The sequence below is a fragment of the Devosia sp. genome, from assembly GCF_014860165.1.
Classification (GTDB): Bacteria; Pseudomonadota; Alphaproteobacteria; order Rhizobiales; family Devosiaceae; genus Devosia.
On sequence record NZ_JACZKG010000086.1, the window covers coordinates 1 to 16339 of the forward strand.

Below are 16339 nucleotides of genomic sequence, written 5' to 3' on the forward strand. Positions count from 1 at the left end.
CCCAACCCCTCCCCTCAAGGGGGAGGGGAGGACGACTGAAGCATCTGACCTAACCAACCAAGGAGACCCAAGATGGGTGACATCATCACGATCCGAGCGAATGGCAACACCAACCCCGGTGTGACCAGCCTGCAAACCAAGCCCTCCGATCGTCACCGAACCTGACCTGAGCCAGAAAACTCCGTCAGGCGCGGCTCACAATAATGAGCTCAAGATGTTCAACCGCGTCATCGACTTTTTCGACCATTTCTATTCGCCCACCGCACTTGCCAAGGACCGGCAGCCGCCAATGGGCCTCGCCGCCTTCGTCAAATACTTCATCGGCCAGTTCAAGGCGGCCTTCATGGTCCGTCTCGGCCTCGTGGCCATCGGCTCGGTTGCCGATGCGCTGATGCCGGTCTTCGTCGGCCTCGTCGTCGGCATGCTGGCCACCACCGCACCCGGCCAGATCTTCAGCGTCCACGGCCATACGCTGCTCTTGATGGTCGTCGTCGTCGTCCTGGTCCGTCCCACCACGTTCCTGCTCGACACGCTGATCCGCAACCACGCCATCGTGCCCAACCTGACCAACCTGATCCGTTGGCAGAGCCACTATCACGTCGTCCGCCAGAGCTGGACCTTCTTCCAGAACGACTTTGCCGGACGCATCTCCAACAAGATCATCCAGGCAGGCGAGGCGATCGAGACCGGGGTCAACCTGGCGATCGATGCGGCCTGGTATGCCCTGGTCTTCGTCGTCGTCGCCGTCATCGTGCTGGCCCAGCTCGACCTGGTCCTGCTGGTGCCCATCGGCGTCTGGCTGCTGCTCTATGCGATCCTGTTCTCCATCACCATGCCGCTGATCGCGCGCTATTCGGAGGAAATGTCGGAAGGCAAGTCGGTCATGACTGGCCGGATCGTCGACAGCTACACCAATATCCAGACCATCAAGACCTTCTCGTCGAGCCAGCACGAGGACCGCTATGTTGCCGACTCGATCGATGAGTACACGGTGTCGTTCCGCAAGCTGATGCGGGTCTTCACCTATATGTGGTCGTTCCTGTTCCTGCTCAATGCCGGTCTTGTGGTCTCCATCACCTGGCTGGCGCTCAGCGGTTGGAACAACGGTGTCCTGGCGGCAGCCGCCGTGGCGACGGCCATTCCGTTTGCCCTGCAGATCATGAACATGAGCGGTTGGATCCTCGAGATCGGCTCCAGCATCTTCCGCCAGGTCGGCACCGTCCGTGACTCGATGGAGACCATCGCCCAGCCGCTGATCATGCTCGACAAGCCGGAGGCCAAGGATCTGGTCGTCTCGAGGGGCAAGCTGACCTATGACAATGTCAGCTTCAACTACTGGCGCGGCAAGCAGGGAAGCGTCATCGACGCCTTCAACCTGACGGTCGCGCCGGGCGAGAAGATTGGCCTGGTCGGCCGTTCCGGCTCGGGCAAGTCGACGTTGGTCAACCTGGCCTTGCGCATGTTCGACGTGCAGGACGGCTCCATCCGCATCGACGGCCAGGACGTCCGCGATGTTACGCAGGAAAGCGTCAGGGCTGCCATTGGCCTGGTCAGCCAGGATACCTCGCTGCTGCATCGTTCGGTCCGCGAAAACCTCAAATATGGCCGCCAGTCGGCCACCGACGAGGAAATGATGCGGGCTGCCGAGCAGGCCCGGGTGCATGACGTGATCCTGGGTCTGGTCGATCCCAAGGGCAACAGGGGCTACGACGCCCATGTCGGCGAACGTGGCGTCAAGCTGTCTGGCGGGCAGCGGCAGCGTGTCGCCATCGCCCGCGTGCTGCTCAAGAATGCGCCGCTGCTGGTGCTCGACGAAGCCACTTCGGCGCTCGATTCCGAGGTCGAGGCGGCGATCCAGGAGCAGCTGACCACGCTCATGCAGGGCAAGACGGTTATCGCCATTGCCCATCGTCTCTCCACCATCGCGGCCATGGATCGTCTGGTCGTGCTGGAACAGGGCAAGATCGTGGAGGAGGGCACCCACGCCCAGCTCCTGGCTTCCGGTGGTCACTATGCCCATCTCTGGGAGCGCCAGTCGGGCGGTTTCCTCGATCTGGACGCGGCCGCGGAATAGCAATCCGGCAACCCGGGCCCAGGTCCGGGTTGCCTAGACTGCCTTGCTCATGATCACGCTGCGATAGTTGGTGTGACCCCAATCGACATATTCGATGTGACGATAGCCAAGTCGTGTGTACCAGGCGATGAGGTGGGTTGCCGGCTCAGCCGTATCGAGTGCGAGCTCGCGCGCGCCGATCGCCAGGGCCCGCTCCTCGGCCAGCTTCATCATCTGCCGGCCCAGGCCCTTGCCCTGCAGTGCCGGGTCAACTGCAAACTGGCCGACTGAAGCCACGTCTGGTCGATCGTACCAGGGGCTCCCGCTCGTTTGCACAGTGTCCTTGAAGACGATCGTGCCGCAGATCACGCCCTCGGCCAGCGCCACGAAACACTGGCCCTTCTCGACGCGCTTGCGGGTGACGTCGACGCTCTGATGCGTGGCCATGTAGCGCAGGCCCATCCCCGCCAGCCGGGCATAGGCACGATGCAGCAGAGCCGTCAGGTCGACGAGAGAGTCCTCGGCAAGCAGTGGCCGGATGATGATGCCATCGTCGGCCGACGGAAGGGACTGAATGGTCATGAGAGGGCCTGCGCGAGTGGCGACGGGGTCGTTCTACACTAGCTCGCGGTGCCGAACATCTGGCTGCGCTGCCGCTGCCAGCCCCGGCTCTCGCCGGCGATATGCTCGAGCACCTTGTCCTCGCTCATCGGCCGACCGAACAGATAGCCCTGCATCACTGTGCCGCCGAGCCCGAGCAGGGCATCGAGTTGCTGTTCGGTCTCAATGCCTTCGAACACGCAGGAAATCCCCAGGTTCCGGCACAAGTCGACCGTGGTCTTGATGATGGCCCGGCTGGTGGGGTCGCTGGTCACTTCGGCAACGAAACTGCGATCCACCTTGATGCGGTCGAGCGGCAGCTTCTGCACGTGGGTGAGGCTGGAATGGCCCGTGCCGAAATCATCCAGCGCGATGCGCGACCCCAGCGCCAGCAGCGTCAGCAGGCCTTCATTGGCCTGGGCAATGTCGCCCATGACAGCGGTTTCGGTGATCTCGAAATCCACGCGGCATGGCTTTCCGGCCTGCTCCACCAGCCTGGCGATGCCCTCCATCGCGGTGGTCGAGCCCAGGTCGTGAGCCGACAGGTTCACCGACAGCCGCACCGTTTTCGGCAGCCTGGCCGATACCGCCAGCGCCTTGCGCAACACGGCCTGGGTGATCTTGGAGATCACGCCGGTCCGCTCGGCCAGGGGAATGAACTCGACCGGCGAGACGTCTCCCAGGACAGGGCTGCGCCAGCGCGCCAATACCTCGTAGCCAGTCGTCCGGTTCAGCGCGATGTCGAATTGCGGCTGCAGCAGGATGTGGACCTCCTCGTCGAGGTTGGCCGTGTGCAGCGCATGCTCCATGCGACGCACCCGGCTCAGGTCCTCGGCATGTCGCGCGGTGAACACCAGGGCGCGGCCCCGGGCCTCGCGTTTGGCCACCCAGGTCACATAATCGGCCCTGTCGAACAATGTGTCGGCCGTATCGCCCGGCTTTGACGCAGCCAGCCCGGCCGATCCCGTGAGATGGACGGTACCGAGCTTCATCTCGAATGAGGGACGCATCGCCGCAGTCAGCACATCCCCACAGGCCTGCAGCGAGGCCTCGTCGGTGGCGCCAGAGATGATCAGGGCAAAGCTGTTCGCACCGAGCCGGGCCACGAATGTCGATGGCCGGCGCAATGTGCCAATGCGGCGGGCCACTTCCTCGAGCACGCGATCGCCGGTGATCTGGCCGAAGATGTCATTGACCGATTTGAAGTTGTCGAGGTCGAGCCGCGCCACGGCGATCTGTGTGTGCTCGGCCTCCGCCTTCTCGATCGCCACCTGTAGCTGCCGGTCGAAGAACCGTCGGTTCGGCAGGCCTGTCAGGCTGTCCACATTGGCCAGCCGGTAGTTCTCGTCCGACAGGCGCTGCGTTTCGGCCTGTTTGCGCGCCATTTCGGCCCGGGATGCCACCAGGTCGCCGAAGTCGCGATAGTTGTTGAACAGGATGATCATCAAGCCCCCGACCACCAGCACCAGGTTGAAGGCCAATGCTCCGAAAATCGGGTTGCCGCTGGCAGCGAAAAAGGTGGTGAAGGGGATGAGCACGCAAAGCGCCACCATGGTGGCCGCGCCGCGCAGATGCATCAGGCAAAACACGCAGCCAATGCTGGTAATACCCATGTAGAAAGCGACGTGCGACTGCGCATAGGGGCCGCCATAGGGGTAAAGGCTCAGCGCCCAGGCGGCGAATCCGATGCTCAAGAGCGCGGCTGCCCAAACCGTGCCGCCCAGCAGGCGCTTGGCCTTCGCCGCGGTGATGCCGCCGTCACGCGAGCGCCACCACACGGCAATGCGGGTCACGCAGATCGCCGCCAACAGTCCCGGCACGTAGAGACGCAGCAGATCCGGCGCTGTCGGATGGGTTGCCGCCAGGACCACCGAATTGACCAGCAGCATGCCGTACAGGAGCGGCACCTGGCGACTGAAGGCCTGCGCTTGCGCCTGTACCAGGTCCGGATCGTCCGGGACTGCGAAGAACTGCACCAACCGCTTTGTTGCCGACATGGCGGAAGAGCCCTCCAGCTCACCGCGTCAGGTTATGCGAGCAAACCCTAATACAAGTGTAAACCAGGGGCTCGAATCGGTCATTCGATTGAATTTGACCGTAGCAACGATGCAATTCCCCCGGAATTCCATTTCCAGCCCCATTGGAAGGCGCGACGAGACCGGCTAGAACCCTTCCGAAATCGATTGCATCCGGCGTCCCCGATTGCAATCCAGCTAAACCGGCACGGGCGCATACCTGCCGCGAGGAGACCTCCATGGCCATACCAGCCACCTATTCCGCCCTTGATCTCAGCGGCACCTTTGCCTTGTCCTCGTCCACTTCAGACATCGAGGCGCCAATCATCCTGCCGGGCGACGTGCACACGGCGCTCCTGGCAGCCGATCGCATTCCCGATCCCTATTTTGGCGAGAACGAAAAGACGGTGATGTGGGTCAACGAGACGGCCTGGTCGGTGGAGCGGAGCTTCGCGACTTCGGCCGCCGATATCGATGGCTACCTGACGCTCACTCTCGCCGAGGTGGATTGCATTGCCACCATTCTGCTCAACGGCGAAGTCGTCGCCAAAACGCAGAACAGCTTCATCCGCAACGACATCGATGTGACCGGCAAGGTGCGCGCGGGCGACAACACGCTGCGTATCGAATTCGACATCGCGCCCGATGTTGCCAAGGCGCGCGCCGACGCCCATCCGTTCCCGATCCCCTTCACCAAGAACTACCAGACCAACGGGCTCAAGGGCATCCACATGAATTTCATCCGCAAGGCCGCGTGCCATGCGGGCTGGGATTGGGGCATCTGCGTGATGCCCATTGGCGTCTATGGCACCATGAGCCTGCGCAAGTCGCGCCTCGCTCGCCAGGAGAGCGTTCAGGTCGACCAGGCCCACGGCAACAACTCGGTCGAACTCTCGATAAAGACTCGCCTTTTCGCTTTCGCTCACGGTGAGGTGGAAGTTGAACACACCATCGATGGCCAGGTGATCACGGACAAGGTGGTGGTGCAGAAGGGCGACAACGTCTTCACCCACAATGTCACCATCCATAACCCCAGGCTGTGGTGGCCGGCGGGGCAGGGCGAGCAGCCGCTCTATGAACTCACGACCAACCTCGAGGGCGAAAAGACCGTCAGGCAGATCGGCCTCCGCAAGCTCGAGTGGATCGTCGAACCCGACGAGATCGACCACAGCTTCAAGTGCCGCATCAACGGCCGCGACATCACCATGCTGGGTGCCAACTGGATTCCGGCTGACGCCATCCCCTCGCGCATCACGCCACCAGTCATCCGCGACCTGCTCGAGAGCGCCAAGGCCGCCAATATGAACATGCTCCGCATCTGGGGCGGCGGGCAGTATGAGCCGGACTATTTCTACGAACTCTGCGACGAACTCGGCATCCTGCTGTGGCACGATTTCATGTTCGCCTGCATGAGCTATCCGTCTGACCGGCCCTTCCTCGACAACGTCCGCACCGAGATCACCCAGCAGGTGCGTCGCCTCAGCCACCACGCCTCGATCGCGCTCTGGTGCGGCGACAACGAAGTCATCGGCTCGCTGCACTGGTATCCCGAGACCAAGGCCGCGCCCGAGCGCTACGTCGCCAATTACGACCGCCTCAACAACATGCTCGGCAATATCGTCGAGGACGAAGATCCGGCCCGCCGCTTCTGGCCGTCCTCACCGTCCATGGGCTATCTCGATTTCTCCGACGGCTGGCACGCCGATACCCGCGGCGACACGCACTATTGGGACGTCTGGCACTCCGCCAAGCCTTTCGAGGCCTATCGCACGGTCAATCCGCGCTTCGCCTCCGAGTTCGGCTTCCAGTCCTTCACCTCGATGAATGTCATTGAGACCTTCGCCGAACCCAAGGACCGCAACCCGTCCTCGCCGGTCATGGAAAACCACCAGCGCAATGCCGGTGGCAATGCCCGCATCCTCGAGACCATGACGCGCTACTTCCGCTTCCCGCGCGACTTCGACCAGATGGTGTTCCTCAGCCAGATCCAGCAGGGCCTCGCCATCAAGACCGCCATCGAATACTGGCGCTCCACCAAGCCGCGCTGCATGGGCACCCTGTTCTGGCAGATCAACGACATCTGGCCGGTGGCGAGCTGGTCCAGCCTTGACTACGGCGGGCAGTGGAAGCTGCTGCAATACATGGCCAAGCGCTTCTTCCTGCCGGTCAATGTCGTCGCCGTGCCGGTGCTCGAAGAAATCAGCAAGAATTCTCGCGGCACGCCGGTAGAAAATCAGCAGCCAACGAGCACCGCTTTCCGGGCAATCAACGATACCGGTCGCCCGGTCAGCATTGCGCTCGAAATCCGCGCGGTGAAGATAGCAGGCGGCGATCGCGTGGTCTTCTCGGGCAACACCGCCATCAGCCCGGACGGTGCGATCACGGTCGCCTCCATCCCCTTCGATAGCCTGGCCGCCGATGAATTCTTGTTCTTCTCCTGGCGCAACGCCCAGGGTAAGCTGTTGGGCGAAAATGACTTTTTCCCCAAACCCTACAAGGCCTACGAACTCGTTCAGCCCAAGGTTCGGGCGGCCTGGTCCGACGTCGACGGTCAGCTCGTACTGAGCCTGACCAGCGATCAGCCCGCCCTGTTCGTCACGGCGACCGTCGATGTGCCCGGCTATTTCTCTGACAATGCAGTGACCCTGCTGCCGGGCCGCAACACCGAACTGACCTTCACCCCCCGGCACGGCGCCAAGCCGACGGCGTCGGAACTGATCAAGTCGCTGCGGGTCAGGAACCTCAGCGAGACGTTCTAGGGGGCTTAAGGGCTACGTTTGTCACCTGTTGCCGGGATCAACCACCGGCCGCCACCCTCGGGCTCGACCCGAGGGGTCTTCACTTACAGAGCCAAGGAAGTGCAACGCCCTCGGGTCAAGCCCGAGGGTGACGCGCAGTGGTTAGGCGGGCTTCCATACAAGATTTATCCTTCTGTCGCATTGACATGCGTTCCTGCATCTACCAACGCTAGCCATCACGCCTCGCCTCCCGCGCCCCTCCGGACTCGCCATGTCGACCACACCAGCGCCCATCGAGGAGCGCCGCCTTCTTGGCATCGGGCTCGCGCTCGCGGCCTACTTTCTGTTCGTCTGTCTCGACGGCTCGGCAAAGTGGCTTGGCCTGGTCGGCCTGCCGGCGCTGCAGGTCATGTTCGTGCGCTATGCCGTGCATCTGGGCCTGGCGGCGGCCATTAACCTGCCGACCAAGGGCCTTGCCCTGCTCCGCACCAACAATTTCTGGCTGGAAATGGCCCGCGCCGCTGCCTTGGTCGGCTCGACGCTCTGCAACTTCACGGCGGTCCGCTACTTGCCCCTGACAGTCACCGGCGCCATCGCCTTCACCGTGCCGCTGATCGTCACGGCGCTGTCGGTCGTATTCCTGCGCGAGCGGGTCGGCTGGCGGCGCTGGACGGCCATCGCCGTGGGCTTTGTCGGCGTGCTGATCATCGTCCGCCCCGGCAGCGAGGTGTTCCATCCCGCAACCCTGCTGTCGCTCGGCGGCGCCGTATCCTATTCCAGCTATGCCATGCTGACGCGACGGCTCGCGGGCGTGGAATCCGCCGGCACCCAGCAATTCTACGGCGCAGCCCTGCCAACCCTGGCCCTGGCCCCCTTCGCCATCGCCGCCTGGGTCTGGCCAACCAATGCGGTCGACTGGACTGTCCTCGCGCTGATCGGGGTCATCGGCTTTACTGGCCATCAGTTTGTCACCGTGGCGTCCCGCTTTGCGCCCGCCTCGGCGCTGGCGCCTTTCGGCTACGTGCAGATACTGTTCTTTACCGCCGCGAGCTGGCTCATCTTCAACCAGCCGCCGGACACCAGCCTCTATATCGGCGCGCCGATCGTCATGGCCAGCGGCCTCTATATCTGGCTGCGGGAGCGGGCGCTGGCAAAGCCTACCAGCCCCATAGCCGAGGAACGCTGATGGCCGGCCCCGTCGAGCAGAATGCCAACAAGGCCATCCTCATCCTGCTGCTCGCGCAGTCCGTCTTGATCTTCCTCGACGTATCGGCCAAGTGGCTCTCGACCGCCGGCCTGCCGACGACCGAGATCATGTTCGCCCGCTACGGCATCCATGTCGGCCTGCTGCTCCTGCTGGTGCTGCCGGTCCGCGGCTGGAGTCTGTTCAGGACGGGCAACTGGAAGCTCGAGCTGGCCCGCGGCCTTTGCCTGCTTGGCTCGACCGCCGGCAATTTCCTCTCCATGCGCTACCTGCCGCTCACGGTCACCGGCGCGCTGCTCTTCACCATGCCGCTGATGGTCTGCGCGCTCTCGGGGCCCATGCTCGGCGAAGCCGTGGGCTGGCGCCGCTGGCTGGCCATCGCTGTCGGCTTTGTCGGCATTCTGGTCATCATCCGGCCAGGCACCGAGGCCTTCCATCCAGCCGCATTGCTCAGCCTCGCCGCGGCTTTTTTCGGGGCACTCTTCGGCATATTCACGCGCAAGCTGGCGGGCGTCGATGGGGCCATGACCCAGCAGATTTATGCGGGTGGTATCGCCCTTGTCGCCGTGACACCCTTCGCCATAACCGGCGGCTGGATCTGGCCCAGCGAGCCCATCTCGTGGGTCGCCTTCTTCATGCTGGGCACGGCCGGCGTGGGCGGTCACCTGCTGATCTCGATTGCCCACCGCTTTGCGACCCCGGCCACGCTGGCGCCGTTCAACTATCTGCAATTGCTTTACCTGGCGCTGGCCAGCTGGGTCGTCTTCAACCAGCCGCCCGACAACTGGTTCTTCCTTGGCGCTACCATCATCATCGGTAGCGGCCTCTATATCTGGCTGCGCGAACGCAGCCTGAACAAGGCGACGACCTCGGTGGACGAAGCGGCGGAGCGCTAGGGCTCGGTCACTTCCTTAAGCGGCGCCTTCTTCTCGGCCTCGCCCTGGGTGATCAGCCGGGCACTGCGCTGGCCGCTGAGATAAATCCATAGCCAGCTCAGCGCCACGGCGAGCCGGTTCTTGGTGTCGATCAGGAAGTAGATATGCGCCAACCCCCACACCCACCAGGCGATCCAGCCCTTGAGCTGGATCCAGCCGAAATCGATTACCGCCGCGCGCTTGCCTATGGTGGCGAGGTCGCCGGCATGCTTGTAGCGGAACGGCCGGCTCGCCGTGTCCCCAGCCAGCCGCGCCCGGATCACCGCTGCGGCATGCTTGCCGCCCTGCTTGGCCGCATCGCCCACGCCCGGCACCGGCTTGCCATCCGCCATGGTGATGGTCGCAGTGTCGCCAACGACGAAGATTTCCGGATGCCCCGGCACGGTCAGGTCCGGCTCCACCTTGACCCGCCCGGCCCGATCCGGCTCCACGCCCAGCCACCTGGCAGCCGGCGATGCCTCGACGCCTGCTGCCCAGATCACAGTCGCCGCCTCGAGCCGCTTGCCGCCATAGACCACGCCATTGGCATCCACGGCGCTGACCACCTCGCCCAGTTCCACCGTCACGCCGAGGTCGCGCAAGGACTTGAGCGTATAGTCCGATAGCTCCGGCTTGAAATTGGCGAGCACGCGCTTGCCGCCCTCGATCAGCACCACCCGCGCCTCACCCGGCTGGATGCTGCGGAACTGCCCGCGTAACGTCACCCGGGCCAGCTCGATGATGGCGCCGGCCAGCTCGACGCCTGTCGGTCCCGCGCCGATGATGACGAAGGTCAGCAGCGCCTGCCGCTTCTGCGAATCGGTCTCGCGCTCCGCCGCCTCGAAAGCCAGCAGCAGCTTGCGGCGGATCGTCGTCGCATCCTCCAGCGTCTTGAGCCCGGGCGCGAATTGTTCCCAGTCGTCATGCCCGAAATAGGCATGCCGCGCGCCGGTGGCGAGGATCAGGCTGTCATAGCCAACCCGGCTGCCGTCCTCCAGCACCACCGCCTTGCCCGAGGTGTCCACGCCGGTCACTGTCGCGAGCAGCGTCGTGACCTCGGGCCGCTTGCGCAGGATGTGGCGAACCGGCCAGGCAATTTCCGAAGTGCTGAGTGCGGCCGTCGCCACCTGATACAGCAGGGGCTGGAACAGGTGGTGGTTGCGCCGGTCGATCAGGGTGACCGCAACTTCGGCGCCCTCCAGTGCCTGGGCGGCGGCAAGGCCCCCGAATCCGCTGCCGATGATGACGACGTGATGCCTGATCATGCCAACCTCCGTGCTGCCGTTGATATGGGCATTGGAAGCTGACCTGCATCGGCGCCTGCTGCAAGGCTGTCAGGCGATCTCCGCGCGCCACCGGGCCGCATAGGCATCAAACCCGGCCACGTCGACCGGCTCCGCCTCCTCTCCGGTCGCCGCATGCCCTTCTCCCGCGCCGAACAGCATGCTTGCCCCCAGGCTCGTTCCGGTCGCGTCACCCGACGCGCGCACGGGCACGCCGCTGAGTCGCGCCAGCGCCTGGCCGAACAAGGCGTTGCGCGCCAATGGCCCCTCGATGATGACCTCGCGGCCAAGCCCGCAGAGATCGAGGCAGGCGCGCGTCACCAATGCCAGATAGAGCGAGGCCGCGGCAGTGCGCTCGCCCGGGGTGAGCGAGTCCGGAGCCACCGTCCAGCGCCCCCTGGCGTCTGGAAACGGTCCCACCCCGGGGGTAAAGGTTGGTTGTATCCGGATGTCATCCCGAACGACCCGCGCCACATCCGCTGCCGATGGCGCGACGACCTCGTCCACCAACTGGTCGAACTCGCGCCCACCCATGAACCGCGCGGTAGGTACTGCCCGGCCGAAAGCGTCGACATTGGCCAGGCTGTCCCGCCGTGGATCGAGCCCGTCCGTATTGCCACCCACTGTCATGGCGATGGCCCAGGTGCCGGTGGAGAGGATGGTGAACGGCGTCGCATGTGCGCCCAGATGCGGCAGCAGTGACGCATTGGAATCGTGAATCCCGCAGGTTACGGGCGTCTGGGCTCCCAATCCGGTGGCTGCCGCCACGTCCGGCTGGATGCGCCCCAGCACCGATATGGCGGGTTGCACCGGCGGAAATAGCCCAGCCCAGCCCTGATCTCGGACCATGCTTGAGAAGTCTCCGCGGGCTGGCGCCCACAGGTCGGTGTGACATCCCAGCGACGTCACCTCGCTCGCCATCACGCCCGTCAGCCGCCAGGCCCAGTATTGCGGATAGGTGAGGATCGCCGTCACCTGCGCGAAGGCAGCCGGGTGAGCCTGTGCCTGCCAGAAGATCTGCGCCCCCAGATTCAGCCCATTGGGCAGGCGCGGCGACAGCGTCTCGATAAAGTCCGGCCGCACAGCGCCATAGGCGGCGACCATTTCGTCGGGTCCACTGTGCTCATAGTCCAGCACCGGCAGGGCGAGCTGCTCGCCAGCCATCAGCGCTGCCGTGGCGCCATGCGTGGTGATGGAAATGCCGTCCACGCCATGTGCGGCCTGTAGGCTCTTCAGGCTCTCGATGATGAAGACCCAAAGCCGCTCCACATCGGCATGCGGATAGATTCCATCCCGCCGAACCGTGTTGGGCGTGCTGCGCCCTGCCACCTGCTGGCGTGTCGCGGAATCGATCAGCACCACCTTGGCATTGGTCTTGCCGATGTCGATGACGGCGACGAAGCGGGGCAGGGACATGGCGAGCACTCAATATCGATGCAGCGCCAATACTGGAAAATGTCCGGCCGCGCCACCAATAACATGTTAGCGGCGGCCCACCTGCTATTTCACCACGAGCACCGGAACGGTGGTCCGCGCCAGCACCTCTGCGGCCTGGCTGCCCAGCAGCAGGCGTCCCAGTCCGCGCCGTCCATGCGAGCCCATCACGATCAGATCGGCGCCCTGCTGCTCGGCCGTCTTGAGAATGGCATCGGCCGCGACACTGGATGGCACATGGATCTTCTCGATGGTGAGGCCTTCGCCGGCCACCAGGGCCTCGGCTGCCGCCAGCGTGGCCTGCGCCGATTTCGCCTTGATCTCCTCGAGGTCGGCAACGATCGCCCCGGTGTCGACCGCCATGAACTCCGCGCCCGCGGTGACCAGCACCGAGGGTTCGGTAGACGTCACGGCGAACAGCCTTGCGCCCGTCTTCTTGGCCAGTACGACAGCGTGGCGCAGCGCTTTGGTGGCGAGTTCGGATCCGTCGATACCAACGACAATGCGTGTGTACATGCTGTGTCCTTTCGTTTTCTGCCTTCAGGCTACGCGCCCCCGACCGGGCTGCCCTTGATTCAGATCATAATAGGACGCAATCCGCCACCGGCCGGATGGCTGCAACCGGGCGGCATGCGCGCAATTTCCGGCCGCCGATAATGTAACCCTTGCCAAACCCAGCTAAGTTGATAACGTTTCAACTTACTTGATCACAGAACGGGGGCGATCGATCGACGGAGCTGGATGACCATGGGGCGAATTGGGTTCTCCGCTCCGTCACCGTTGTTCCGCTGTCGGTTGGCCGCGGCCCGAAACTACGCACCGGCCCCAGGGAGTAACTATGCCTGCCCGCACCAACAAGCCGCTGCGCTACCGCCAGATACACCTCGATTTTCATACGTCCGAGCATGTTCCCGGGATCGGTTCGAACTTCGACCCAGATGATTTCGTCGGTACGCTCAAGGCCGCACACGTGGATTCGGTGACGATCTTCGCCAAATGCCATCATGGCTGGTCCTACTACCCCACCAAGGTCGGTGCGCCGCACCCGCAGCTGGCGCGGCCCGACCTGATGGGCGATATGGTCAAGGCACTGGGGGCTGCCGATATTGAATGCCCGATCTATATTTCGGTGCAGTGGGACGAACGCAACGCCCGCATCCACCCCGAATGGCGCGCCCGCAGTGCTACGGAAAACCGCTTTGATCCCGGTCAGCTCACCGCCGGCTGGCACACGCTGTGCCTCAACCACAAGGCCTACCGCGACGAACTGCTCGAACACGCTCGCGAAGTGGCGCGGAACTATGAAACCCAGGGCATCTTCTTCGATATCATCCTGACACCCGATTGCGTTTGCGCCCAGTGTCTGGCCTCGATGGCCGAGCACGGCCTGGATCCTGAAAATCCGACTGACCGGCTCAAGAACGACGAATGGGTAAACGAACGCTTCCGTCGCGAGACGACAGACGCCTTGCGGGCCGAGTTCCCGGGATTGCGGATCTTCTACAATTGCGGTCACATCCATAAGCAGGGGCCCGAGCGTTTTGCCAACTACAGCCACCTGGAGCTGGAAAGCCTGCCCACAGGGGGCTGGGGCTACGACCATTTCCCCTCGAGCGCGCGCTATGCTGCCACGCTGGGCATGGACTTTCTCGGTCAGACCGGCAAGTTCCACACCAGTTGGGGTGAATTCGGCGGATTCAAGCATCCCGATGCGCTGGAATATGAAGTGGCGCAGATGGTGGCACTGGGTGCCAAATGCCTGGTCGGTGACCAGCTGCATCCCGATGGCACCATCAATCCCGATACCTATGCGTCGATCGCCCCGGCCTATGCCCGCATCGAAAAGCTTGAGCCGTTCCTGGCGTCAGCCGGGCAGGTTTCCGAGATTGCCATCGTCGCGGCGGAGTATTTCCACTCGGTCGGCGCTCGCAATAATCACAGCGACGATGGGGCAGCGCAGATGCTGCTGGAGCTCAAGCGTCCCTTCGACGTGATCGATCCGAGTGCGACATTCGAGAACTACCGGGTGCTGATTTTGCCCGACGACATCCCGGTCGATGCCGAAATGGCCACACGGCTGCAGGCCTTTGTGGCGCAGGGCGGCAAACTGCTGCTGTCGGGCACGTCAGGACTGACCGGCAATGGCACCTTTGCGGTTCCGGCCGGAATCCGCCACGCCGGCAAGCCGGTGGCGTTCACGCCGTCCTACCTGAAGGCGGGCACTGAGCTCGATGCCGGCATGACCCGCTCGCCCTTCGTCATGTATGGCACCGCGCAGACCATTTTCGCCGAGGGTGCAACGGTGCTGGCGCAGGTTGTGCCCCCCTATTTCAACCGGACCTATGCGCACTTCTCATCGCACCAGCACGCACCGGACAACCCGGCGGCCGCCCCGCTCGGCGCCGGCGTCACGCTGCACGGGGGCATCGCCTATGTGGCCTATCCGATTTTCGCCATGTACCATGCCGTCGGCCAGCCGCTCTACAAATATGTCGTCCGCGGCCTGCTCGATCATCTGCTTCCTGATCCGGTCCTGACCACCGACCTGCCGTCGGCCGGAAGGGCCACGCTGACCCATCAGGCCAGCGAGAACCGCTACATCTTGCATCTGCTGTACGGGCCGCCACAGGTCCGGGGCAAATCGGTGCCGTTGCCTAATGGAGACGGCGTAAGGGTGATGGAGATGATCGAGGATATTCCCGCCATCGGCCCGGTCTCCGCGACCGTCCGGCTGCCAAATCCGCCGACGCGCGCCTATGATGCGCTTACCGGCGAGGATGTTGTCTGGAGCCAAGCCGGGCAGGGCACCTATCGGGTCGCCGTGCCGAGCCTGCGCATCCACACTGCCATCGTCTTCGAGGGCAACGCGTGAATGGGGTTCATCGAGCGGTCCCGGCCGCTGGCATCTCCGGCGGAGCGGGCACGATATCTACGCGAGCAGGGCGCGGCCAATCTCGGCCATGCCCGGCACAGCAGGAACCATAGGTCCATGGACAAGCAGGGTGGCAAGCCGGCAGGGCAGCGCAGGCGGCAGGCGACGATTGTCGATGTCGCCGAGACGGCCGGTGTCGCCATCGGCACAGTCTCGCGCCATCTCAACGGGCTTCCGGTGCGAGCCGCCAACCGGGACCAGATTGAGCGTGCCATCGCCGAGCTGGGCTATCGCCGGAACTCCGTTGCCGTTTCCATGAAGACCGACACAACCCGAATAGTCGGCCTGATGGTGCCTTCGCTGGGCGAGTTCCATGCGGCCCTGCTCGAAAAGCTCAGCCGCAAGATGCGGCTGACCGGTCGTGCCGTGCTGTCCTTTTGCCACGACATGCAGCCGCAATCGATTACCGAAGGTCTCGAGTTCTTCGCCTCGCACCGGGTGGATGCCCTTGTCATCGATGGCGAGGAACGCCTGCGCTCGCAAATCCTCAAGTATGTCGATGAGGGCCTGATCGTGGTGCTCTACGACAATGACATACCCGGCCTGCCTGTGGATCGGGTATTCGTCGAGAACCGCAAGGCCAGCGCACGGCTGGTCGATCACCTGCTGGACCTGGGTCATAAGCGCGTGGCAACCATCCACGGCAACCTGCGAGATTCCGCCGCGCGTGACCGCCTGGCCGGCTTCCACGATGCCTATGCGAGCCGCGGCATGGCTGCTGCCCCGGATCTGGTCGTTAGCGGCGACTGGCGGGAAACCGGCGGATATGCATGCCTTCGCGACCTCATGGCCTTGCCCGCACCGCCAACCGCGGTCTTCAGCGCTAACTACAACATGACCTTGGGCGCGCTGACCTGGGCCCGCGAAGAAGGTCTCGGCATTCCGGACGACCTGTCACTGGTCAGCTTCGACGACATCCCGGCCTTCCGCATGCACAGCCCGGGCATAACCGCAGTCGGCCAGCCCGTGGAAAAACTGGCCGAAGCCATCATCGAATTGCTGTCCGATCGCCTTGCCAATCCCGACACCATGGGGCGCCGTACGGTCGCGATTGACTGCGACATCATTTTGAGAGGCTCGGCAAGGCGCGCCCGATAGGCGCCAGAACCGCGCGGAGAGAAGCGCCGTACCAGCGGTCGGGTGCCGCTACCCGTTAGGATGATTTG

At 63.9% G+C, this 16339-nt stretch carries 11 protein-coding genes; 6 read left to right on the forward strand and 5 right to left on the reverse strand.

Translation table 11 applies throughout. The annotated features are described in order from the left end of the window. Positions 1-214: 214 nt before the first annotated feature. The gene (locus tag IH615_RS21520; protein WP_291365258.1) at positions 215-2074 is read left to right on the forward strand and encodes an ABC transporter ATP-binding protein; all 1860 of its coding nucleotides are present in this window, start codon (positions 215-217) and stop codon (positions 2072-2074) included. A 33-nt stretch (positions 2075-2107) separates the two neighbouring features. On the opposite strand, the gene IH615_RS21525 is transcribed toward IH615_RS21520, so the two are convergent. Together IH615_RS21525 and IH615_RS21530 are read right to left on the reverse strand one after the other, a co-directional pair. Then, entirely contained in the window at positions 2108-2635 is a 528-nt protein-coding gene (locus IH615_RS21525; protein ID WP_291365260.1) for a GNAT family N-acetyltransferase, read from the reverse strand. A gap of 38 nt (positions 2636-2673) precedes the next feature. Then, entirely contained in the window at positions 2674-4650 is a 1977-nt protein-coding gene (locus IH615_RS21530; RefSeq protein WP_291365262.1) for an EAL domain-containing protein, read from the reverse strand. Between the two features lie 257 nt (positions 4651-4907). Here IH615_RS21530 and IH615_RS21535 point away from each other — a divergent pair, with 257 nt between their 5' ends. The 3 genes from IH615_RS21535 to IH615_RS21545 all read left to right on the forward strand — a co-directional run bounded on the left by IH615_RS21535 (position 4908) and on the right by IH615_RS21545 (position 9506). Continuing rightward, entirely contained in the window at positions 4908-7427 is a 2520-nt protein-coding gene (locus tag IH615_RS21535; RefSeq protein WP_291365264.1) for a glycoside hydrolase family 2 protein, read from the forward strand. 250 nt (positions 7428-7677) lie between these two features. Continuing rightward, positions 7678-8592 (forward strand): DMT family transporter, encoded by a 915-nt coding sequence (locus IH615_RS21540; RefSeq protein ID WP_291365266.1) that lies wholly within the window; start codon positions 7678-7680, stop codon positions 8590-8592. Further along, entirely contained in the window at positions 8592-9506 is a 915-nt protein-coding gene (locus IH615_RS21545) for a DMT family transporter (RefSeq protein WP_291365268.1), read from the forward strand. The genes IH615_RS21540 and IH615_RS21545 overlap by 1 nt, the downstream gene beginning before the upstream one ends. On the opposite strand, the gene IH615_RS21550 is transcribed toward IH615_RS21545, so the two are convergent. The 3 genes from IH615_RS21550 to IH615_RS21560 all read right to left on the reverse strand — a co-directional run bounded on the left by IH615_RS21550 (position 9503) and on the right by IH615_RS21560 (position 12757). Further along, positions 9503-10789, reverse strand: coding sequence for an NAD(P)/FAD-dependent oxidoreductase (locus tag IH615_RS21550; RefSeq protein ID WP_291365270.1), 1287 nt, complete (start codon positions 10787-10789; stop codon positions 9503-9505). The genes IH615_RS21545 and IH615_RS21550 overlap by 4 nt on opposite strands. Before the next feature lie 69 nt (positions 10790-10858). After that, positions 10859-12223, reverse strand: a complete 1365-nt coding sequence (locus IH615_RS21555; RefSeq protein ID WP_291365272.1) for an FGGY-family carbohydrate kinase — start codon at positions 12221-12223, stop codon at positions 10859-10861. Between the two features lie 84 nt (positions 12224-12307). Then, the gene (locus IH615_RS21560; RefSeq protein ID WP_291365274.1) at positions 12308-12757 is read right to left on the reverse strand and encodes a universal stress protein; all 450 of its coding nucleotides are present in this window, start codon (positions 12755-12757) and stop codon (positions 12308-12310) included. Between the two features lie 322 nt (positions 12758-13079). Here IH615_RS21560 and IH615_RS21565 point away from each other — a divergent pair, with 322 nt between their 5' ends. Both IH615_RS21565 and IH615_RS21570 read left to right on the forward strand, forming a co-directional pair. After that, on the forward strand, positions 13080-15113 hold the full coding sequence (locus IH615_RS21565; RefSeq protein ID WP_291365276.1) for a beta-galactosidase trimerization domain-containing protein: 2034 nt from the start codon (positions 13080-13082) through the stop codon (positions 15111-15113). A 117-nt stretch (positions 15114-15230) separates the two neighbouring features. After that, a complete protein-coding gene (locus IH615_RS21570) occupies positions 15231-16271 on the forward strand; it encodes a LacI family DNA-binding transcriptional regulator (RefSeq protein WP_291365278.1) in 1041 nt (346 codons plus the stop codon). Positions 16272-16339: the final 68 nt, after the last annotated feature.